The 20,990-nt window shown below is 66.4% G+C and carries 17 protein-coding genes; 10 read left to right on the forward strand and 7 right to left on the reverse strand.

The window, feature by feature from the left end:
* Positions 1 to 371 precede the first annotated feature (371 nt).
* Entirely contained in the window at positions 372 to 842 is a 471-nt protein-coding gene (locus DM816_RS42120; protein ID WP_162907062.1) for a hypothetical protein, read from the reverse strand.
* Between the two features lie 393 nt (positions 843 to 1,235).
* On the opposite strand from DM816_RS42120, the gene DM816_RS45615 reads away from it, so the two are divergent.
* The 9 genes from DM816_RS45615 to DM816_RS03515 all read left to right on the forward strand — a co-directional run bounded on the left by DM816_RS45615 (position 1,236) and on the right by DM816_RS03515 (position 13,333).
* Positions 1,236 to 1,541: a toll/interleukin-1 receptor domain-containing protein gene (locus DM816_RS45615; protein ID WP_425455213.1), complete on the forward strand. Its 306-nt coding sequence runs from the start codon at positions 1,236 to 1,238 to the stop codon at positions 1,539 to 1,541.
* A gap of 138 nt (positions 1,542 to 1,679) precedes the next feature.
* A complete protein-coding gene (locus DM816_RS45620) occupies positions 1,680 to 1,844 on the forward strand; it encodes an ATP-binding cassette domain-containing protein (RefSeq protein WP_425455211.1) in 165 nt (54 codons plus the stop codon).
* A gap of 24 nt (positions 1,845 to 1,868) precedes the next feature.
* On the forward strand, positions 1,869 to 2,141 hold the full coding sequence (locus DM816_RS45625; RefSeq protein ID WP_425455212.1) for a hypothetical protein: 273 nt from the start codon (positions 1,869 to 1,871) through the stop codon (positions 2,139 to 2,141).
* Between the two features lie 174 nt (positions 2,142 to 2,315).
* Positions 2,316 to 6,446: a DUF8189 domain-containing protein gene (locus DM816_RS03490; protein ID WP_117208587.1), complete on the forward strand. Its 4,131-nt coding sequence runs from the start codon at positions 2,316 to 2,318 to the stop codon at positions 6,444 to 6,446.
* Positions 6,446 to 9,889 carry a hypothetical protein gene (locus tag DM816_RS03495; RefSeq protein ID WP_117208588.1) on the forward strand — a complete coding sequence of 1,148 codons (3,444 nt, stop codon included), beginning with the start codon at positions 6,446 to 6,448 and terminating at the stop codon, positions 9,887 to 9,889. The genes DM816_RS03490 and DM816_RS03495 overlap by 1 nt, the downstream gene beginning before the upstream one ends.
* Before the next feature lie 11 nt (positions 9,890 to 9,900).
* The gene (locus tag DM816_RS03500) at positions 9,901 to 10,902 is read left to right on the forward strand and encodes a chymotrypsin family serine protease (protein ID WP_117208589.1); all 1,002 of its coding nucleotides are present in this window, start codon (positions 9,901 to 9,903) and stop codon (positions 10,900 to 10,902) included.
* Positions 10,903 to 10,926: 24 nt separating this feature from the next.
* A complete protein-coding gene (locus DM816_RS03505; protein ID WP_117208590.1) occupies positions 10,927 to 11,772 on the forward strand; it encodes a hypothetical protein in 846 nt (281 codons plus the stop codon).
* A gap of 414 nt (positions 11,773 to 12,186) precedes the next feature.
* Entirely contained in the window at positions 12,187 to 12,804 is a 618-nt protein-coding gene (locus DM816_RS42125) for a hypothetical protein (RefSeq protein WP_162907063.1), read from the forward strand.
* Positions 12,805 to 12,976: 172 nt separating this feature from the next.
* Positions 12,977 to 13,333, forward strand: coding sequence for a hypothetical protein (locus tag DM816_RS03515; RefSeq protein WP_117208592.1), 357 nt, complete (start codon positions 12,977 to 12,979; stop codon positions 13,331 to 13,333).
* A gap of 15 nt (positions 13,334 to 13,348) precedes the next feature.
* Here DM816_RS03515 and DM816_RS03520 read toward each other — a convergent pair whose 3' ends face one another.
* Both DM816_RS03520 and DM816_RS03525 read right to left on the reverse strand, forming a co-directional pair.
* Entirely contained in the window at positions 13,349 to 15,643 is a 2,295-nt protein-coding gene (locus DM816_RS03520; RefSeq protein WP_117208593.1) for a WD40/YVTN/BNR-like repeat-containing protein, read from the reverse strand.
* A gap of 139 nt (positions 15,644 to 15,782) precedes the next feature.
* Positions 15,783 to 16,226 carry a transposase gene (locus DM816_RS03525; RefSeq protein WP_281274287.1) on the reverse strand — a complete coding sequence of 148 codons (444 nt, stop codon included), beginning with the start codon at positions 16,224 to 16,226 and terminating at the stop codon, positions 15,783 to 15,785.
* Between the two features lie 345 nt (positions 16,227 to 16,571).
* Here DM816_RS03525 and DM816_RS03530 point away from each other — a divergent pair, with 345 nt between their 5' ends.
* Complete coding sequence (locus DM816_RS03530) at positions 16,572 to 17,636, forward strand: sigma-70 family RNA polymerase sigma factor (RefSeq protein ID WP_246001493.1); 1,065 nt, start codon at positions 16,572 to 16,574, stop codon at positions 17,634 to 17,636.
* Here the strand turns inward: DM816_RS03530 and DM816_RS45630 are convergent.
* The 4 genes from DM816_RS45630 to DM816_RS03545 all read right to left on the reverse strand — a co-directional run.
* Complete coding sequence (locus DM816_RS45630; RefSeq protein WP_425455214.1) at positions 17,626 to 18,060, reverse strand: DUF6444 domain-containing protein; 435 nt, start codon at positions 18,058 to 18,060, stop codon at positions 17,626 to 17,628. The two genes, DM816_RS03530 and DM816_RS45630, sit on opposite strands and share 11 nt — an antisense overlap.
* A 442-nt stretch (positions 18,061 to 18,502) precedes the next feature.
* Entirely contained in the window at positions 18,503 to 19,171 is a 669-nt protein-coding gene (locus tag DM816_RS44145) for an ABC transporter ATP-binding protein (protein WP_246001504.1), read from the reverse strand.
* A gap of 290 nt (positions 19,172 to 19,461) precedes the next feature.
* On the reverse strand, positions 19,462 to 20,214 hold the full coding sequence (locus tag DM816_RS44150; protein ID WP_246001494.1) for an ABC transporter transmembrane domain-containing protein: 753 nt from the start codon (positions 20,212 to 20,214) through the stop codon (positions 19,462 to 19,464).
* Positions 20,211 to 20,990, reverse strand: a 780-nt coding sequence (locus DM816_RS03545; protein ID WP_162907065.1) for an ABC transporter ATP-binding protein, incomplete at its 5' end; no start/stop codon positions are given. The genes DM816_RS44150 and DM816_RS03545, both read right to left, overlap by 4 nt.

Consider the following 20,990-nt stretch of genomic DNA (forward strand, 5'->3'; position numbering starts at 1 on the left):
TTGACCTGCGCGCGGCCACGACACCCCACCACCCGAGATAGCGGTACGCGGTCCACGAAGCTGGCAGTCGGGGCGGCTGGCCCGCCGCGCATCGCATGATCGGTCCGTACGCTGGCCGTCACAGGGACCATGACATCGGTTCTTGGTTCGTCGGGCATCCCTCCGACGAGTACCGGACCCTGGTCACCGTACAAACTGGCGCCACAATGGAGCGAAATCAGGCTCGCCGGCCGTCGGGGCAAGCGCAACCGACCGCCTTGATTGGACCGCTCGAGAGGGGAATGCTCCGGGCGGGCGTGAGCTTGGCAACGTTGGTTCGGGCGACCGCCATGTTCCGGGAACCCGGAAGCGATGCAGGTGCCCCGCTGTCGTTATGACGGCCGTTGGGGCCACGACGCGTTGAGCTCAAACCCGCGCGGGCCGGCCAACTGGGCGCGCCTCACCTTGCGATGAACCTGCCACCGGGCTATCGACAGGTGCGGTTCGGCGGTTTGGTTCACCGCATGGTATCGCGCGGTCAGCTCTGAGAGCGCTTTCCGAGCTGCTGCCCGATCCAAATGTTCGAGATCGACTTGAAGTAGCTGACGTGCAACGTCACGTAACTCGATGTAGGCATTGGCGCTACCTGCCGCAGCCACCGCCCGTTCCTTGGCAGCCGCCACCGATGCTGCAGCTGCAAGTACGCCAGCCAACAGAGAGCCAACCCCAATCCATACCTTGCCAACCAAATCGGCCAGCGCCGAAGCCCCAGTGGCCGCAGCCAACACGCTCGCCGCACCACTGGTCGCCCAGTTCACAACACGCCAGAGATGGTTCGAGGTGAACTGAATCCGTCCCGACATTTGAGCCCACCACCAGATGCGATGGACCTCCTCCGCTATCGGCCGTAATTCATCAGAGAACCCGCCCAGAACGGCGTCAACGCCACCGGATCCGGGCTTGTCCCTGTCTACCGTCGATACAGCATTAGGCCCCACGGCCGGATTTTAGGCCAACTCAGATCTGTCCGTCGACGTCCCAGTCGCAACTGGCGGACCATCCGATTAGGAACTCTGAGCGGGCACTCGATCGCGGGCGTCGCTTTGCGACGCGATCTTTATACGATGCTGTTCTGTTGGGGACCTCATACGAGACGCCATGTCGCCGGACCGATTAAATCTTCCAGTGATCATCTGTAACGTCCCCCTCCAAGAGGCCAGAAACTGGCCACTTGATGCCTGCCTCCTCGCCGATCGATACAGCCCGGCGAGAACTATGCGGAGCAGATAGGGGTGGCGCTTAAGAGCTGCCATACGGTCCTGGTGCTCATCAGTCCCGAATGGGTAAAACGGCTCAAGCTGGCTGGCACCGATGAACCCGACTGGGTCCACACCGAGATCGCTCTTGCACTTGCCGTGCCGGCCCGAGTCATCCCGATCTTGCTGAGCCACGCACCGGCTGCGTCCCGACTACCTGCCCAGCGACATCGCGCAGTTGGCCTACAAGCAGTATCTACGATTCGAGCATCGCAACGTCGACCGGGACATGGTTCAGATCGCTGAAACTGTGGCGCGCAGCGCAGCCCAAATCGATTATCCCGTCGGCTCATACCGGCGCCCCCGCCGTTCGGGTACAGGTACGGGATTTTCGCGGGCTGGCTACGGATGTGCCCACCGGCGGGCCGCGCCGACGATCGAGGCATGAAAGAACCTGTGGTCGCCGTGCGTGCGGTCGCCGTCAGCAAACGGTATGCGAAGGTGACGGCCCTCGACGACGTGTCGGTGGCGATCGGCGCCGGCCGATTCACCGCCGTGCTGGGCCCTTCGGGTTCTGGCAAGTCGACGCTTCTGCATTGCCTTGCCTGACTCGACACCGTCGATAGCGGCACCTTGTACATCGAAGATGTCAACCTCTGCTCGCTCGACGATCGGCAGCTGACCCGGCTGCGGCGTGACCGGGTGGGTTTCGTGTTCCAGTCGTTCAACTTGGTGCCTACGCTGACCGCGGCCGAGAATGTGGTGCTGCCGTTGCGCCTGGCCGGGCGTGCACCCGACAGATCGTGGATGGAGCGCGTCATCGACGCGGTTCGCCTCGCAGATTCGACAAGGCGAAAAGGCAGGCCTTCACGGCCTTTCTGCCAGCAGTGGCACCGGGGAAGCTGACCGATATGAGCCGCAAAGCAGCAGCCTGGCGCGCACGGATCAGCGGACCGATGTCTGGCGTTTCCGCAGCTCCGGATGCTTTCAAGGCACTACGCTGAAGACAGGTCCGTCGTTGCCCTCCGTCCGCACGACCGGGTCTCGCGTCAAGAGTCGCAAGAGGGGGAGCGGCGGGTAATGGAGTTCGATCCGACGGGGTTAAGGCACTCGCTCGCTGTCGAAGTCTTCGACAGCGGCCGGGTCGGCGTCTTCGTTCGCACCGACAGCGGCCAGATCGAGCATTATTGGTCTTTTGAGGAGACCATGTTCGGCCCTGAGCGCCTCGGCGGCAGCTTCGACACCGACCCGAAGGTGGCCTTCTCGAACGTGGGTGGCGCCACGCGGCTGCATTTGATCGGGCTGTCCAAAGGCGAAATCGTCGACTGGAGCTGGACCGGGTCCAGTGCGATCGGATGGCTCGGCCCGCCCACCGTCGAGAGGCTACCCGGCCTGAGCCTCAACGAACCGCAACCCGTGCACACCGACAAGCTTGAGATCTTCGCTACCGGGGTCGAGGGGTACCTGCGTCATTGGACTCTGGAGGCGGACGGCTGGTCCGGCCCCCGGACGGTGGGCAAATCCCAGATCTCCTCCTCTCCCGCCGCGATCCAGCGTGCGCCCGGCATCCTGGACGTCTTCGCCGTCGACAACAGCGGCAAGCTGCTGCACTGGTCACGGGTCAACGGCACGTGGAAGCGAGAAGACCGCGGAGGCCAAAACCTCGTCGGAACACCGACGGTGGTTTCCAGCGGGCCCAAACGACTCGACGTCTTCGTGGTGCGCTCCGACGGCGTGCCGCTGCACTGGGGCTGGAACGGTATTCGCTGGTTCGATGCGGAGCAACGTCTGGGCATGACGGCCGTCAAGCCTGACCTGCATCTGATCAGTTATGGCCCCGAACGGCTGACGTTGTTCGCCAGGACGGGCAACGGCGAAATCGTGGACTGGACCTTCCAGGCGCCCGACCGCTGGGCTGGACCCAATCGCTCCGGCGCCACCGGGCGCTTTGCTGCCTGGGGCCTCTCGGACGAGAAATACGAGGTCCTCACCCGCAGCCTCGACGGCAGCTTCAGTCTCGACCTGACCGTGAACGTTCCAGAGCACAGCATGGGCGAACCGTTCCACGGAGAAACGGAGTCCACATTTCTGTCGCTGGCCCCGCCCGAGCCGCCGCCGGCCACCATCACACCATTGCCTGCCGATCCCGATCTGCTGCTGGTCCGCCCGCGTGACCTGGTGCTGCTGGGGTTGCGCTTCACCGGCCTGGACGTGCGTCCGCCCCAGCCGGGGATGCCTGGCGAGCTTGCGGCCGGCGCCGAGGCGAGCCTGTCGGTCATGTTCCCGCCCCAGCACGTCGCCGAGGAGACCAGCCGCGACACCGACATTCGTCCGCCCGGGGAGGATGGATTCAAGGTGTGGAGCGCCGCGCTGTCCGGGGCCAGCCGCGTCGTGGTGCGGGTGCCCTCCGGCGACCTGGTGACGTTGACCGTCAACGGCGTCCTCGAGGCGTTGCGCCGAGGGCGCGTTCGCCCCGGCGCCGGCATGCTGGAAGGCGCCACCGCGATCGAGATCCCGTACGGTTTGGTGCTCAGCCCGCACGGCGCGGACGGCTCCGAGGTCCGCTGCGTGCACCCGGCCGACGAGGCGGTCTCTCCGACCAAGACGGTGGGGCTGTGGCAGACGCGTATCGCGACTGAGGCGTCCACCGCGGGCTCACCGGCCGGCCTCGTCCTGCACGCCTTGGCGGCCGACTCCAATGACCCGTTCTTCACCCCGCCCCTGCGGGGAGGCGCTCGCGCCCGCATCCTGCTCGAGGAGCCCACCGCGCGGATCGACCGCCTCGCGCTGAGCGCCCTGGGCGGCACGCTGACCGCCTACGGCTCTTGGCCGGGGTTCACCTGGGAGCACGTCGCCGCGCTCGGCCGGGACCGGCGGGTCCGCGTGACGACAGAGGGCGTGCTCTATCCGTTCGGTCATCGAGCCGAGTTGGTCGAGATCACTGAGCGGATCTTCGAGTCGACTAGCGAGGGCGCTATCGCCCGACTGCGGACGACCAGGACGCTGCGGATCACCCAGCGCGTCCGCCAGGAGCCTGACGACGACGCCGCGCTGCGGGCCGCCTTCCCGTTCGCCGAGGCCGAGATCGAGCGCACGATGGTGGAAGGGCTCGACAATCCCGACTTCGGCAATGGCAAGAAGGAGATGCCGACGCCGGAGGCCACCGAGCTGCGAGCCAGGCAGGACGAGCTGCGTCAACGAGCCAAGGGCTTCTACGCGAGGCTCTACGGCGAGATGGGCCCGGCCGTAGGTGCACCGCCCACCGAGGACGTTGCCGCCGGGTTCACCGACGACGCGGACGAAATGCTCAACCTCGTCGAGACCCGCCGTGATGTCGCTCTGACCTACGTGAACCTGCTTGAGTCGATCCGCCGCCTGGACGACGCCCTGGATGCCCTGGCCTTTGGCGGTATCGTCGCGCTGGACGTCTTTTTCGTGCCCCATAAGGACAACAAGCCGGTCATGTTCCCGGTGCGCCTGGCGGGCCGCCTCGGCGATGTACACATCGAACTGCCGCTCGTGTTTGTCGCGGACATTGACTGGGCGGGCGGGCTGATTACCACGCCATTCCGGTCGCTGCACGACAGCGACATCGCCGAGCGGGTGGCCAAGGCGCATCAGGACGTCGGCGGTGACGTCGTGGATGTCGGCGGTGTTCAGATCGACCTCGTGCGCGCCGCTGAGCCACACCCGGCCGATGTGTGCGCGGTGCGCCGGCTGCACTTGGTCGGCGTCGGACGCGACGGGCTTTTCTGGCCTCGGCTGGGCGCGGTGCCCCAACCCGGTGAGGGTGACGTCCCCGCCAAACAGCGCTGGGGCTTCGAAGCCGACCTGCCTGCCGTGCGAACGCTGCTCGGCGCGGACCGGCCACCGTTGACCCTCGCGTTGACCAAGGGCCTGCTGCAGTCGCTGCCCGATTTGGAGGTACCGTTCCAGGTCCCCGACACCTTTCCGAAGCTGGCCACCGAGTTCGCCAAGAATACGGCCCGCAGCGGCGGAATCGCGGCGCCGGACATCGTCGCCGATGGCATCTCCCGCAAGCACGGTCCGGTCAGCGTCGCAGGGCTGCTGCCCGACGCCGCCGGTGGGCTGGATCCGAGGAAGATCCTCAGCGACGGCGCGACCCTGCTGGGCTTCTCGCTGGCCGATCTGATCAAAGCCGCCGATTTGAAGACACCGCCGCAGATTCTCACCGTCGCCCAGCCGGGATTGCCGCCTAAGGTCACCATGACGTGGTCCAAGGTCAAGCTGTTCACCGACAGCGGCCCATTCATGACGACCGATCAGTCCACTATGGACATCGTGGTGGAGCTGGGCGCCGCTCAGCAGCAGGTCACCTGCACCGTGTTGGACGTCGCACTTGCCCTGCCCGACCGCAACAGCAAGCTGCTCCAGGTCTCCTTCGGAAAGATCGTCTTCAGCCAGACCGGCAGCACGTCGCCCACCCTCGACGTCGACCTGCGCGGCATCGAGCTCTCCGGCGTGCTTGAACTGTTGAAGGACCTTCAGAAGGCCGTCGACCTCGGTGACGCCGGGCCGCACATCGACGCCTCGACCACCGGCGTGTCCGCCTCCTACACACTGCCGGTCCCGGATGTCACCGCAGGCGCCTTCCGGCTGACCAATCTGGTCTTCCACGCCGGTGTCGACGTGCCGTTCGACGGGCGCCCGGTGAGCATCTCGCTCGCCTTCGCCAGCCGGGAGCGACCGTTCAACGTCAGCGTCCTGGTTTTCGGTGGCGGCGGATACGTCGACCTACTCATCGACCGCACCGGCCTGCGCCGCATCGAGGCCGCCCTGGAATTCGGCGCGTCGCTGGCGATGAACTTCGTGGTCGCCAGGGGTGAGGTCCATGGCATGGGCGGCATCATGCTGGTCAAAGAGGGCGACAACTTCGCCTGGAGTGCCTACCTGCGCTTCGGTGGCAGCGTCAGCGTCCTGGGGCTGGTGACTGTCTCGATCGAAGTGAAGGTCGCGCTCACCTACTCGACCGAGACCAGGAAACTGACCGGCCGGGCCACCCTGGTTCTGGAGATCGACCTCACCCTGTTCAGCGACTCCGTCGAGCTGGACACCGGCGAATGGGAGCTGGTCGGCGGGGGTGGCGCCCGCCCCGCGCCGCCCAGCCCGGTGATGTTCGACGCACGCGACCTACCCGTGCTGGACCAGTGGCGGCGTTACCGGGCCGCCTTCGCGAAGGGATCTGTGTAGTGGGCACGAGTCTGCTCGGCTGGATCGCTGTGCCCGGTGGACGCGTCGGGACGGGCGCCGGCGCTATCGACGTCGCCGTCGTGCGGGTGCTGACCGTCCCCCGGCTGCAGGATCAGCTTCCCGCCAGCGCGCTGGAGGACTGGCCAGCAGCCGTCAACCAGGCCGCAGTCGTGGTGGAGGTCGAGCCCTCCGGCGGCGCCATCCGCGAAATACCGTCCACCGTGCGCCGCAAGGCCGACTCGGAGATTTGGCGCGGGTTCTTCGGAAACGGCATCGGGGTCAATCCCTGGCAGCCGCCCGCCGCACCGCCGACACCGCAGGTCAGTCCCACCCTTCAGGATGCGGCCGGCATCAAAGCCATGTACACCACGGTGGTGGACGGCGCTGCCGATTCGGCCACCGTCCGCGACCAACTCGCCGCCTTCCGCGGCGTCGCTGATCGACCGCAGGCCGCGGCGGCAGCGCCGACCTTCGCGAAGGTCGACTTCCATCGCGCTGTCTCGCTGCTGCGCGAGCATCCGCATGTACTCACGATGCTGGGCCTCATCCTTGAACTGGAGCTGAACCCGGCCGACCTGCCGCGCAGCGACGGCGACCCGGCCGCCCGTATCCGTGTTGGCTGGCCCACCGCACCTTTGCCGATCGAGTCGCCTTGGACCGAGTACGAGTTCGATGGTCTGCACTTCCTACCCGCCTCCAGCGGCGACATCCGCTCTGGCCAGCTCGATCTAGCCGACGACGACAAGTGGCAGGTTGTCACGGTCGACGTCGACGGCGCGATCGCCAAGCTGCGCGACGCCGCGAACGCCGACCTGTCCGAGCCTCAGGACGACCAGACGAATCAGGCTCAAGTGCTGCCCACTCTCAGGTCGGCTGGACTGCAACTGGCCCGCAAGAATCGGGCGCAGGTGCTGGCCGACCGCAGTACCCGCGGCCGGAACAACCTTGCCACCGGATCACTGGCCGACCGGGTTTTCAGCGCCGAGGACCTGGTGCTCGGCTACCGCGTCGATGTGCGGCCACAAGCGAGCAACAAATGGTTCTCGCTGCACTCGCGGCTGGCCCGCTACACGATTGACGGACGACCGGTCGGCGCCGAGGTCGTCACCGAGGAAGGCCACATCAAGCCCCATGCGGTGGTCAAGGACGGCGCCGGTACGCGTACTGACGAAATCGTGGCGCGGTGGAGCGGCTGGAGCCTTTCCGTGCGCCGGCCCGCCTTCGACGGGCAGCCGGGCACGGGCACGGCCACCGAAGCAGCCGGGGACCTCATCCCGTACACATTCCGGATGGACTTTGACGTCGTCCCCGAAAGCTTGCCCGAGTTGCGTTTCGGCAGTACATACCAGTTGCGTGCACGGGTGGTTGATGCGGCCGGCGGCGGGCTGCTCGTCGACGATCCGGACGCGGCGATCTCGCCCACCGACGAGGTGCAATACACCCGCTATGAGCCGGTGCCGCCACCGGACCTGGTGACACCGGAAGGGCTGCTCGTGCCCGATCCGGCCCGCCCCGGGCAGATGCTTGTGGACAACAAGCTTCTCGGCCCAGGAGGCGCGCTGGAGCGGCTGGTCGTCCGCACTTCGCCCACCCCCGCCGGGTTCAGCTCCGCTGAGTTCGCGTCTGATCCGGCGTATCCGCCCAACGACCGGCGCTCGTTTGTCGCTCCGTTGACCACCTTCCAGCTCGCCGAGCAGCACGGAGTCTTCACCGTCCATGACGGACTGCACCCGGATTCCGTCCTGCCCGATCCGATGGCGCTGGGCATGGCTGCCGCCCTGATCGCCGAGCCGGGCGGGCTTACCGAGACGGCCACCGACGCCCGCCCCTGGGCGGGGGAGTGGCCCACGCGCGAACCCAAGAACATCGAGCTGGTACCCGGAGACCTCGGAGACCAACTCGCGTTGCGTTGGCTGGCCTCGGGCGACGATGTCACCCCCACCGAGGATGCGCAGTCGACCACTGTGCGGGTCATGGTCCCGCCTGGACAGCACGTCGTGGTCGAGCTGTCCTCCACGATCCTGCAGGACCGCCTGGACTGGTTCGCGTTCAAGCAGCTGATCTCCACCCCCGACGCCGACCGGGCGGCGATCACCGGCCGGCACCCCATGCTGACCCCACCGCGGCGGATGGAATTGGTCCATGCCGTGCGCAAACCGCTGCTGAAGCCCCAGGGATCGTGGACCAGCGAACGCCCCGAAGGCTCGACCTACGCCGTCCTGCAACCGCACGACAAGCTCCTCGGGCTGCATACGCCCAGCACAGCGCAGCTGACCGTGCACGCGCAGTGGGACGAGTGGGCCGACGAGCCTGAGCCCACCGCCGCTTCAGCGCCCCTGCCACCCGTGGCGATCACCTATGGCGCTGCAGAATTGCCGGAGATCCGGCAGGAGTTCGGCGACACGAAGCATCGGATGATCCGCTACACCGCGACAGCGATCAGCCGCTACCGGGCGATGTTCGCCGAGTCGGATCCGCAGGACGCGTTCACGGTGTCCACCGCGTTCGAGGCGGTCTCGGTGAAAAGCACCGTACGCCCGGCACCGCCGAAGATCGTCGCGACCGTCCCGGCGTTCGCCTGGTCAGACGCCCCTCGCTCCGGTGGCGGCGTGACCCGTACGCGATCGTCCGCGCGGTTGCGTGTGGAGCTGGCCCGGCCCTGGTTCACCACAGGGGAGGGTGAATGCCTCGCCGTGCTCGTCTGGCCGGGCACCGAGGAGGACATACCTGCGGCGGTCAAGCCGCTGGTGTCATGGATCAACCGAGACCCGATCCATCCGACGCCGTCACCTAAGGCCCTGGCCGAGGAGTCGATGTTCCGCGAGGCGATCGACCCGCTCGATGTGGTTCTTGTTGAGACCGGCCACCGGGTTCGGGCGTTGCCCTATCCGGTGTTCTTCCACGACGGCCGCTGGTACGCCGATATCGCCATCCCCGGTGCGGCGCAATCCTCGTACGCCCCATTCGCCCACTTGGCGCTTGCCCGGTTCCAGCGCCAGAGCCTGGACGGCCGGGATCTGTCCACGGTCGTGCACACCGACATGGTGCCGCTGCTTCCCGACCGTACCCTCGACGTCCATCAGGAAGGCGACGGGCTGCACATCGTCTTGTCCGGGCTCGACCGCTCGGCCAGTCACCCCAACCGCGTCACCGCCACCCTCGAACGTTGTGACGCCCCAGATGATGTTCCCGTCGACATCGTCTCGCTGACCGGCGCGTTGGCCGGCGTGGCGGCGTGGACTCGTGTCCCAGGGGGGAGCGTGGCCGGCAGGATCGGCCAGCCATTGCCGGTCCTGCCCGTGCCGGGCGGTGCGGGTCGGTTGCGGGTGGTGGTGCGCGAGGCGGAGGACCTTTCCGCGACCGGGGCCGGGCTAGTAAACGCCGCCAAGGAACTCACCGAGCGGACCGTGTACATCGACGCGGTCGCGCTACCCGTCGGGTAGGGAGGTCGATCGTGGAGATCCCGGAGGAACTGCTGGCCGCGTTGGAAGGCCCAGCTTTCGAGCTGACCAATCTGCCGGGAGTCAACGGTGTAGGGCTGGGCATGAGGGAAGAGGAGGATGAGACGTTTCTCGATGAGCTGACCGTGCGGGTGTACGTCGACGACGCTACCGACGTGCCCGAGCTGCCAGCGCAGCTCGCCGATCTGCCGGTGCAGGTCATCGAGTTCCCGGTCGTTCCGCTGTTCACCCCGGACACCATCCGCCACGACGAGCTCTTGGGTGGCATACAGGTCGAGCAGGCCCCACTCAACGCCGGCACGCTAGGCGCGATCGTGCTGCGCAACGAGGACAACACGCTGGCCGGTCTGACTTGCCATCACGTTTGTGGGAACCGAGGCTCGCGGGTCTTCCAGCCGACCGCGCCGCCAATGCCGATCGGCGTGGCTCCGGACCTGTCCGACAGCCTGGGTGCGGTGATCGACTTCGACTCGCCGGTGGCGCAGACGATTCCGGTACCGACCGGTCTTGGACCGTTCGGAGGGGCATTGTGGCTCGGCCGGGCGGTTGACGCGGGCATCTTCGCCCTCGACGAGGCCATCCAGCACAACCGGACGGTCTCCAATGGGATCGCCGATGGCTTCGGGCCGGTCGACAGCACCGCGATGCCGGCGGTGAAGATGTTCGTGCGCAAGCGTGGCGCGCAGACCGGACCCACCGGCGGCTTGATCGTCGGCATCGTCCTTGTCGCGGAGTGGGACGGCGCCAGCCCGCCGCCGGGCCACCGGTACGCCATGTCGCGGCAGTTCGAGATCTTCTTCAACCCGGCGGATTGTCCGGACGGCATCCTTGCCCGAGGCGGCGACTCGGGCTCAGTCGTCTTCCAATCCGGTACGCGCAACGCCGTCGGCCTCCTGTGGGGCGGCATCAAGGAAGGCGGCCGGCGGGCGGTCATGAGTGACATCACCGTGGTGGAGCGAACGCTGAATGTGAATCTGGTGTGGGCGTTCGAATGATCATACAGTCTCAGGAGGTGGATCATGTTGCTCTACAACAGTGAGTCGCGTACAGGCGATACCGCCCGAGTCGAAGACGACGGATCGGTCACTACACTGGTCAGTCCGCTGCCCGAATCAGTCGGGCGGTGGACGCACATCGGCTCGGACGGACGGCACCTTGTCTTCTACGACCAATTCTCCGGGCGTGGTGCTGCGGTGGTGATGGATGAGCAAGGCGCTGTGAATCCGTTGCCTATCCTGCCGGTCGCCGTTCTGGGTGACTGGACGAACGTTGCGGCCAACAATGGCTGGTTCATGCTGTACAACGCTCGCACCGGAGCCGCCGCGACGGGCTTCGTCAATCCGGAGGCGATTGGACAGTTCGAGTTCCGCCGACGTTTTCTGTTGCCGCCCGACACACGCTTTACCGACGTGCTGGCCGCGGGCTGGTCACGAGAGGGCGGTGGTATCGGCAATCGCCGTTTTCTGTTCTTCGATCGGCTCAGCGGTTCGGGTGTCACGTACCGACTCGATGACGGCGGGCAAGTGACAATTTTGACCAGGACGCAAGGGCTGCCAGCTCCCAGCAGCGAGGGCTGGTCGCACGCCGCGGCGCAAAACAATGAGGGCAGCGGCCGTCTATACTTCTTCCACAACAACACGAGAAGGGGCACCACCGCTCAAGTTGAGCCGGACGGGGCCTTGCGGCGTCTGAAAGACAACGTCGACAGCTTCCAGCACTGCACCGTCATCGCAGACGGGCGACGGCTGCTGTGCTACAACCGTGTCGGCGGGTTAGCAACGACGGTCGACATCGGAGAAGACGGTAGCCTGCGCAGGCTACGCGAACTTGGCCCCATTGGCGACTTCACCCACATCGCCACATAGCTAATTCTGTCTGGGGTGAACCAAATCTACCGACGCCGGAATCCGGGCCTCGCCGTGACTTTCCGGCTCTCCACTTGCCATGGCCAACATGTCGACTTGGTACACTAATTACCTCACTGTGGGTTGATGAGATGCCTGGTCCAGGAGGGTAATGTGGCTGCACCCGTACACATTGGCTTAGTCGGAGACGGTGCGCAAATAGCAGCCGACTTCTATCGATTCAGTCGGCGAGAGACTGTCGGGCCTGGCCAGATCGAGACCGGAGCCGTCGGTACATTCAGCACACTCGGAGAGCTGGCCGATGGCATACTAGCGTCCACCGAACCGCAACACGTCGTTGTGAACCACGGCTCACCAACTCAAGGGCTCCTTATCCGCTTCGCCACAGGCTCACCCCATAACGCCACGGGGTTGATGGTGCACGCGCTGGCAGATCTGGTCAAGGCGCTGGCGCAGGGTACATTGCCTGCTTTCGACCCCCGAGTCGCCGATGCGGCCTCCAAGATGGGGGTTGACCCGCTGGCGGCAATTGCACTGGTCGGCAAATTCCTTCAGCTGAGGCAGCAGAGTCGCGTTGTGCATTTCCGTGGCTGCAACCTCGGTCGTGACGCAACCATGCTGAACGGGTACAAGCTTCTCTTCAACGCCAGTCTCATCACGGCACCAACCTGTAGAATGTTCTACATTCGAGCGCGTCCCCGCCGAACCCCTGCAGGCACCTCGATTGCCCAACTCGGCGGCCGGGCACCCACGACAGCGAATACACGGCGTCGGGTGTTCCAAGCATCCGACGGCTCGGCCGGGCCGTTGCTCGTCGACGTCCGCGATATCGACGGGCACACGAGGGTGGAATCGCCTCTGTCGCAGCTCGACACTCCGCAGCAAGCCCCGAGGTGGGGAGAGTTGCTGACGGGTCGCTGGACCAATACCGCGGAGGCAAGCTTCGTGCTGCCAGTCCTATGGGACAACGCAGAAAGCAGTTACCACTGCCCGCTTGAGGACGGTTACCGGCAAAGGCTATCTTTCACCTAATGACCTGAGCATTAGATAGTTGACCAATTCTTATGAGGGTAGTGGGCGAGGTTGGCCACGATCTCATCGGCGGTTTTGGTCCACACCAACGGCTTTGGATCGGCGGGCAGGCGGAGGCTCCTGAGCCCCGTGAGCCCATGACGGCGGCGGTCAAGGCCGGTCTCGCGGTGTTGTGGCGGCAGCGATCCTGCATGCCCTGGTCAGTCAGGTAGCAATCTGGAACGCGGTCAAAGGCACCACCAACCCGCTGTTCGTGTTGTACGCGGTGCAGGTGCTGGGGCTGGGCTCCGGCGTTATCGGTGTGCTGTTCATGATCCGTGGAGCTGGGGCAGTGCTCGGCGCGGCGGCCGTCCCCATGCTCTTGGGCCGCCGCCTGGCTTCATTAGCTCGGCCGCACCTTGGTGACGTATCGGCTGATCTCGTTCGCCGCGATCCCGCTCGGCAGTGTCGTAGCTCTGCTTTCGCGCTGGCTCCGGCGAAGATCCGTGGCGGATACGCCGCCGAAGCCAGCTTGGGATGGGATGAGTAGCGAATTTGGTGGATGTCAGGCTGGGCCGCCGTAGATGATCCCGCGGCCGTTGGTGCCTATGTAGACCCGTCCGTAGACGCGCGGGTCACCGGTGATCGTCTTGCCGGTCCAGGCCCACTGGTTCTGGTCGTCGTTGACGCGCACCCACGTGGCGCCTTGGTTGTCGGAGCGATAGATGCCCCGCACCCCGCCGATCTTGGCGCTGGTGTAGAGGGCCATGTAGCTCTGGCCGGGTGCCGCCTTGCCAAACCCGATGGTGTCGGCTTCCTCGACGTTGGCCAGCTTGGTGAAGCTCGCGCCGGAATCGGTCGAGCGCCACATGCCTTTCACGCCGTCGGTAGTGCCGCCGGCAAGCCAGATATGCCCTTCCACTCCCGGGACCACTTTGAACTGGCCCGAAGCCGGCAGCCCGGTGGCCGCCGTGGCGGTGAAGCTCTGCCCGCCGTTGGTGCTCACATAGAACGTGCCGTTGGCGAACCCGTAGAACTTGTTGGGGTTCACCCTGTCGGAGCGCACCTGCGCGCCGGTGGGAATACCGGACGATGCGGTCCATGCCTTGCCGCTGTTGCTGGTGTAGTGCACGCCGGCGCCGTCGGGTGACCAGACGACCCGGCTTGCGTTGGCGCCGACGGCGATGGTGCCGCCGTTGGTGGTGCCGGTTGGCTGGGCGCCAACCGATGTCCAGCTTGATCCGCTGTTGGTCGAGTACGTCGCCGCCCTGACACCTTCGGGCGGGGAGCCGGCCCGCCATACGATAGCCGGGTTCAGCTCGGCGTAGTCGATGGTGGTGGTGGCGATGCGGTCTCGGTAGAAGGCGCTAGGCACCGCGTCGAGGTTGGTGTGAGTGAATCCGTAAACGTCGTACATTCCGCTGAAAAGTGGCGGCCCGGAAGGTGGGCTGACCAGCTCCTGGATCGCGGTCTCCTCGATTCCCTGCGCCTTGACCTTGATGGTGATCTGCTGCCCGGCATCCCAGCTGGTGAGGTCATCGCTGCCGTAGACGGTGGCACCGGTGACGTACATCATCTGGTTGGAATTAAACGGGTCGATCTCCAGGTCGCCGACCATCCAGCCGAGTTTGGGATAGACCTCTGCGCCCGGACGGCCTCCCGATGGCGCGCCGCCCCAGTCCAGCCACGGCGCGGCGGAGATGTCGTGCTTGTATCGGAAGCTGCGGTTGGGATAGCGCGTCCAGTCCCAGATCCGGGTCCAGGTGGTGCCGCGGTCGGTGCTGCGCCAGATCATCTCGTCGGGCCACCACGATGTGAAGCTGGTGATCATCACAACGTTCGGGTTCTGCCGGTCTACCGTGAGCCCGCCGTAGCCGAAGTAGTTGTCACCGTTGGAGTCATCCGAGGGCATCGGGCTGATCCGGGTCCAGGCTCCGCTGGCCGTGTCCAGCCGCCAGACGTCGCCCTCGCTGCCGTCATACGGGCCTGGCGTGTTGCTGTACGTGACATACAACTGGCCGTTGACGTGGTCCAGGACGGCGTGCTGGGGGCAGCAGTGCTTTGTCGGCTGGCCGGGCACCAGTTCCCACGTGGAGCCGCCATTGATGGTGCGGTAGATGGTGGTGCCGTCCTTGTCGGCCACGCCCACGTAGATGGTCTGGGTGGCGTTGCCGGCGCTGCCGGTGCGCTTGTCGAAGGTCACCGACACCACGCCGATGGGCTGGTTGAGATAGTTGTTCGGCTCGGCCGGATCCTGGATGTAGTCGCCGGGGTTGGGGAAGCTGGTCAGCTTCGACCAGGTCACGCCGGAGTCGGTGGACCGCCACAACCCATCTTTCGGAGTGCCGAAATAGAGGATGTCGTTCCGGTTCGGATCGATGGCCAGCCGCTCACCCATAGACCTGCCGGGCATATTGCCACCCAGCTTGAACGGCAGCGGGCTGACCGCCCACGTCGCCCCGCGGTTGGCCGAGCGCAGGATAGCCCCGTTGTTCGGGTCCCAATCGTTGGTATAGGTTCCCGCCGCCGCGTACACCCGGTTGGGGTCAACGGGATCGGTGGCCAGCGAGACAACCCCGGTCCAGCCCCACTGCTCCCACCCGACCCAGTCCAGCAGCGGGACCCAGCGGCCCGTGGTGTTGTCCATGCGATACGCGCCGCCGATATCGGCACGGGCATACACCAGCCCTGGCTCCGTCTCGTTGTAGATGATTCCCGGCATGAACCCGCCGCCGACGATCTGCACATTGCGCCACTGGTAGGTCTGGGTGCTGATCGCCTGGACGGCCGGTGAGGGTGCTACCAGGAATACGGCGCCAAGCAGCACCGCTGACAGCAGGCGCGCGACAATCCGTCTCACGATTACTCCTCCTCAGGATGGCGGGGAGAGCTTTTAGTTTCATGTATAAACAAACTAATTCGAGGTCATACGATGGCTGAATCAGCCGAACGGCCCGACCCGTGTCACGCCAGTAACCACGGTTTTCCCACCAAACGGCTCAAAAGATCAGCAAGCTGGGCCGCAGGAAACCATCCATCAATAACGGCCGGACTCTGACGGGTCTAAAGCTGGGCACACCCACCTCCAGCGGTCCGGCCCACCCGGCTGATTTGACCGACTGCGAGTCGGCGATCGCCGCGGTCGGCTGCGTGTGGCGTCCAGCGTGCCGGCGTAGCCGCTCACGCAGCCGGTGCGAGAGCCGCTGCGGCAACTCCCGCTGGCTCCAGCGATCGTAAAAGGCATACACCGCCGCCCACGGCGGGAAGTCCACTCGCACCGCCCGCCACTCGATCCCGTTGCGCACCACGTAACGCACCGCGTCCGTCATCGAGCGCAGCGGATGATCTGCCGGGGCGGGATTCCTTGCTACAGAGCAGAGACCTAGACAATCTCTTCTATGGCGGGAGTCCCGTCTCTTGTCCAATCCGGACGATCCACGCATCGCCACGCAGTCACCCACATTGACAGAACACTAGATCAATAATCTCGGGCACCGTTTGCCATCAGGCTCTCAGGAAGGCATCGCTCGGCGCACCGTCGCCGGTGGTCCTCGCTGAGGATTATGTTGGCCAGGACGTCGACGGACTCCTCCCGTTGTCTTGGCCATTTCATGGTCTTTGACTCGGTCAGCATCGGCCGGTGCGAGCTCGATCACGCCGTCCGGCTCGGGCGAGCGGGAAGACCGACAGGCACCGGCCGAAGATGCTGGATGGCATTACGGTCCGAAGCGCTGCGGACCGCTTGCCCCGGGCGGAACAGTTCGGCGGTCGGCTGTCGTGATTTAAGTGTGACGGACACGCTGCCTCTTGAGGACCTGCCTATGAGCCACGTTGCCGATGACGGCGAGTACACCCCCGCTGAGATCGAGGCGTGGGAACGCGGCCAGGCATTCGCGCGGGACGGCATGGCGACGCCGGACGAATTCCCTCGGCTGTTCAACATGTCCGCCGGGTTCATGAAACGGGCTGTGATCCGCCCGGTGGCCCCAGAACAGCCGGAGTACCTCACGATCAGGCTGCCGTGGCCGCAGCTCAGAGACCGTGAACAGCTCAGGGACGAAGGCGGCGAGTCGCTAAAGCGCGCCCTGGCAGTCCACCAGTGGAACCAGCTCTGGGAGGCCGCCCAGTTCCGGCGCCGGTTCTTCGACGAGGAGGGCCTCCCACCTGACCTGGCCAAGATAGCCGACAGAGGCGACCAGAACATCATCTTCGTGCCGCGGACCCGGGCCCGCTACTACGAGTACGCGCCCCTGTATCACCTACTGGATCGCGACACCTGCGAACGGTTCGGCCTGCCTTTGGTTCGCAGCGGCCAGTGGCCCTTCGGCATGGAAGTCGCAGACGTCGGCAAATACCTGCCCGATGATTTCGGGCGGCGGCTGTCCAAGGCGTGGGCGGCAACAGTCTGGCCACACCTCATCTCCGGCTCCGGTCTGTCCGCGTTCAGCCCTGACGATCCGATCCGGCTGCTCGCGCATAACCTCGACTACTGGCTTCCACCGGTCACCGAGGTCGTACAGGACACGCTGCGCGGCAAGGTTTATCGCAAGCGGAACAAGATTGCAGTCAAGTTCGTCGAACTCCCGGATACCATCCCGGTCCAGGGCCCGGAAACCGAGGTGCAGGGTAACATGGTGTTCGCGGATTTCATGGCGCTGCTCGATGAGAAGGAACGGCAGATCGTCATCTTGCTTTCCGGCGGCTATACCAAGCTGACCGACATCGCCGCCGAGATGGGATATGCCAATCACAGCCCCATCTCCAAGAAGCTCACAAGAATCCGCCGGCAGACGCAACTCTACTTCGACGGAGGCGACGCGGACCCACGCCGGGACTGGACGTCTAGGCCGTGACGATCGGCGTGATCGCCGGGTGCGTCGCGCTGCCGGGCGGTCGCGCCCTTGCCCCCGGACGACCCGTCGTCCAACCGCGACCCGGACACAACCGCCGCCGCCTCGCCTTGAGCTGGCACCTGTCAACCGCGCTGGTGGATCCGTGAAGTGATCCGGCCCCGGTAGGCCCGAAAGCGTTGCGCCGCAACCGGCACAGCCGTGCGGCGCCAGCACCTCGATGTGATCCGGGTTGGCCACCCGCTCCAACGCGTGGCCCTCGTGGCCGGTCTGCCCACCCCGCCGACGCGGCGAGGGCCTTCTTACGCTTGGCCCGCTTGGCTCGCGCCCCTGGCCCGTCCGAGCCCGGCGGCATCGAAGAGTTCGACGAGTCCATCCCCACTCGCCGCTTGAGCCGCTCAATCTCGCCTGGCAGCCCAGCGATCACCGCATCCCGCTGCTCCAACGCAGCCAGCAGCTCCTCGCGGGACGGCTCGTCGGTATCGGACGCCGACCAACAATATCGATCAACACGATCGCAACAGCCGATCCGGAACCGGGCGAGCCTACCCCGAACCAGACACCAACATCAGGCACAGGCGTGAATGGATACATCCGGAGGGGTCGGCGACACCATCACGATGCTCAATGCTGTGATCATCGGAATGGTCTGCTTGTTCGCCGCCATCATGGTGGTCAATGCCGCCGTGGCCGTGGGGCCGAGCAGGTGCTCTGCCTCGGAGTTGCCAGCGGCATTGGCCGCCCCCTCATCCAGCAGGTGTTGATGCTGGATGAGGTGACAGCTTGCTGCAGGGCTGGGAAGAAAGTTCGCCTGCTCGGCATGCGCGGGGGCGTCCGCGATTCCGTCGTGCCCGAGTTGGACATCGCCCCTATTCAGGCGCTGCCGGCGCCATGGAGATGTCCCAGAAGGCCGCATAGCGGCCGCCGAGGCGGAGCAGTTCGTCGTGGGTGCCGGTTTCCATGATTTGGCCGACGTCGAGGAAGACGATGCGGTCGGCGTTCCGGACATTACGCAGGCGGTGGGCCACCATCACGACCGTGCGGCCCGCCATCAGCTGCTCGATGCCCGCGTGGACCGCGGCCTCGTTCACGGGGTCCAGGGCGGAGGTCACCTCGTCCAGCAGGACGATGGGGGCGTTCTTCAGCAGGGCGCGGGCGATGGACACCCGTTGGCGTTCGCCGCCCGATAGCAGGGCGCCGCCCTCCCCGACGTCGGTGGCCCAGCCGTCCGGCAGGCGGTCGATCACCTCGTCCAGGCGGGCGGCGGTCGCGGCCGCGCGGACCTCGGCCTCCGTAGCGTCGGGGCGGCCGAGGCGGATGTTGTCCTCGATCGTGCCATCGAAGAGGTAGACGTCCTGGAAGACGATGGCGATACGCGCCATCAGCGCCTGCGTGTCGATGGCGCGTACGTCCGCGCCGCCGATGCGGATCGCGCCGGCGTCCACGTCGTGGAAGCGGGCCAGGAGTTGCAGCAGCGTGCTCTTGCCCGCGCCCGACGGGCCCACGACGGCGAGCAGCCGGCCTTCTGGGAGCGTCATCGACAGGTTGTCGATCACCGTGCGGTCGCCATAGCGGAAGGTGATCGAGTCGAACTCCAGGTCGTCGCCGTCCGGGTGCACCGGTTCCGCGGGCTCGGGCAGCGGCGGGGTGCGCAGGAGCGTGTCGAGCTTGGCCAGTTCGGCGCGGGCGCCGCGGAGCTGGCCCCCGATGTCGGCCAGCGAGAGCAGGGGATCGGCGCAGCGGGCGGCCAGCACCAGGATCGCCAGCACCTCGGCCGCGCCGATGCCGCCGCCGAGCGCCAGGTACGTGCCCAGGACCAGCAGCGCGGTCAGGATCGCCTGCACCGTGAGGGACAGGCCGAGGACGCCGGGCAGCGCCGACAGTGCGGAGCGGCGGGAGGCCCGCTGGAGTTCGCGCAGCGAGTCGTCGAGCAGGCCGAAGCGTTCGACGGTACGGCCGCCGGCCCGCAGCACCGGCTGAGCCTGGAGGTATTCGATGACCCGGCGGCCTGCTGGTCGCGGTGGTGGCGTTCGGCGTCGGCCGCCGCCGTCGCATGTCCCGTCCAGAGCTGGATCGCCGCCACGACGGGCGCGGCGAGCAGCGCGGCCAGGCCCAGCCGCCAGTCGAAGGCGAGCATCACCGCGACGATGGTCAGCGGGGTCACGGCGGCGGAGATGTACGGCGTCAGCAGGTGCGCGATCACGCTCATCGCCTGCAACACGCCCCGGCTGGCCAGGAGCGACACCTCTCCGACACGGCCCGGACCGTACCAGCCGATGGGCAGCCGGGCCAGGTGGTCGCCGAGGCGGCGATACGTGCCGCGCAGCAGCGTGGTCCCGACGCGGAAACCGGACAGGTCGCTGACGTAGCGGAGCGCGGCGTAGATCGCGACCGCCACGCCGAACGCGATCAGCCAGGGCCGGGCGGCCGCGGTGTCCTGCTCGAACAGGGCTCCAAGTACGGGGACAAGCAGGGCGTACGAAAGGCCTTCGAGGATCGCGGTGGTCGTCATCAGGGCGACGGTGCGGCGTACCGGGCGGGCGTACTGGTGTCCCAGCACGCGCAGCAGCATGCGGATCATCGGGGCTCGTCTCCTTGGTGGGACCGCCAGAAGGCGGCGAATCTGCCGTTCCGGTTCAGCAGTTCGGCGGGCGTGCCGCGCTCGACAATCGAGCCGTTGTCCAGCATCACGACGGTGTCGGCGTCGGCGATCGTTTCCCATCGGTGCGCGATGACCACGATCGTCCGGTCGCCCTGCAAGGTGGTCAGCGCGTGCCGTACCGCCTGTTCCGTCTGCGGGTCGGCGAACGCGGTCGCCTCGTCGAGCACCAGCACGGGGGTGTCGGCGAGCAGCGCGCGGGCGATGGTGATCCGCTGCGCCTCACCGCGCGACAGCCCGGCCTCCTCGTCGAGCACCGTGTCGTAGCCGCGCGGCAGGTCCATGATCCGGCCGTGGACGTTGGCCAGCCGGGCGGCGCGGACCACCTGGTCGCGGTCGGCGTGCGGGACCGCCAGCGCGATGTTGTCGGCGACCGAGGCGCGCAGCAGGCGGATGTCCTGGAAGACGAACGAGACCGTCCGGTAGAGCCAGCGGCTGCCCAGCTCCCGCAGGTCGACGCCGCCAAGGGTGATCGAGCCGCCGGTGGGGTCAAAGAACCGGGGCAACAACTGGATCAGCGTGGACTTGCCGCTGCCTGAGGGGCCGATTATCGCGGTGACCGTGCCCGGCTCGAGCACCAGGTCGATCCCGCGCAGCACCTCGCGCTCCGCGTCGTACCCGAACCGCACGTCCCGCAGCTCCACCCGGTGCCCGCGCGGTGCGGGCGGGTGGGCGGGCTCGGGCAGCGGCTCAACCGT

Origin of the sequence: Allorhizocola rhizosphaerae (assembly GCF_003426775.1) — a bacterium.
Classification (GTDB): Bacteria; Actinomycetota; Actinomycetes; order Mycobacteriales; family Micromonosporaceae; genus Allorhizocola; species Allorhizocola rhizosphaerae.

Excerpts from the sequence above, each read along its gene's own strand:
- DM816_RS42125 (WP_162907063.1), top strand. The coding sequence starts at position 12,187 with ATGGTGCACGCGCTGGCAGATCTGGTCAAGGCGCTGGCGCAGGGTACA.
- DM816_RS44145 (WP_246001504.1), bottom strand. The coding sequence starts at position 19,171 with ATGACGCTCCCAGAAGGCCGGCTGCTCGCCGTCGTGGGCCCGTCGGGC.
- DM816_RS03490 (WP_117208587.1), top strand. The coding sequence starts at position 2,316 with ATGGAGTTCGATCCGACGGGGTTAAGGCACTCGCTCGCTGTCGAAGTC.
- DM816_RS42120 (WP_162907062.1), bottom strand. The coding sequence starts at position 842 with ATGTCGGGACGGATTCAGTTCACCTCGAACCATCTCTGGCGTGTTGTG.
- DM816_RS44150 (WP_246001494.1), bottom strand. The coding sequence starts at position 20,214 with ATGATCCGCATGCTGCTGCGCGTGCTGGGACACCAGTACGCCCGCCCG.
- DM816_RS45620 (WP_425455211.1), top strand. The coding sequence starts at position 1,680 with ATGAAAGAACCTGTGGTCGCCGTGCGTGCGGTCGCCGTCAGCAAACGG.
- DM816_RS03505 (WP_117208590.1), top strand. The coding sequence starts at position 10,927 with ATGTTGCTCTACAACAGTGAGTCGCGTACAGGCGATACCGCCCGAGTC.
- DM816_RS03525 (WP_281274287.1), bottom strand. The coding sequence starts at position 16,226 with ATGCGTGGATCGTCCGGATTGGACAAGAGACGGGACTCCCGCCATAGA.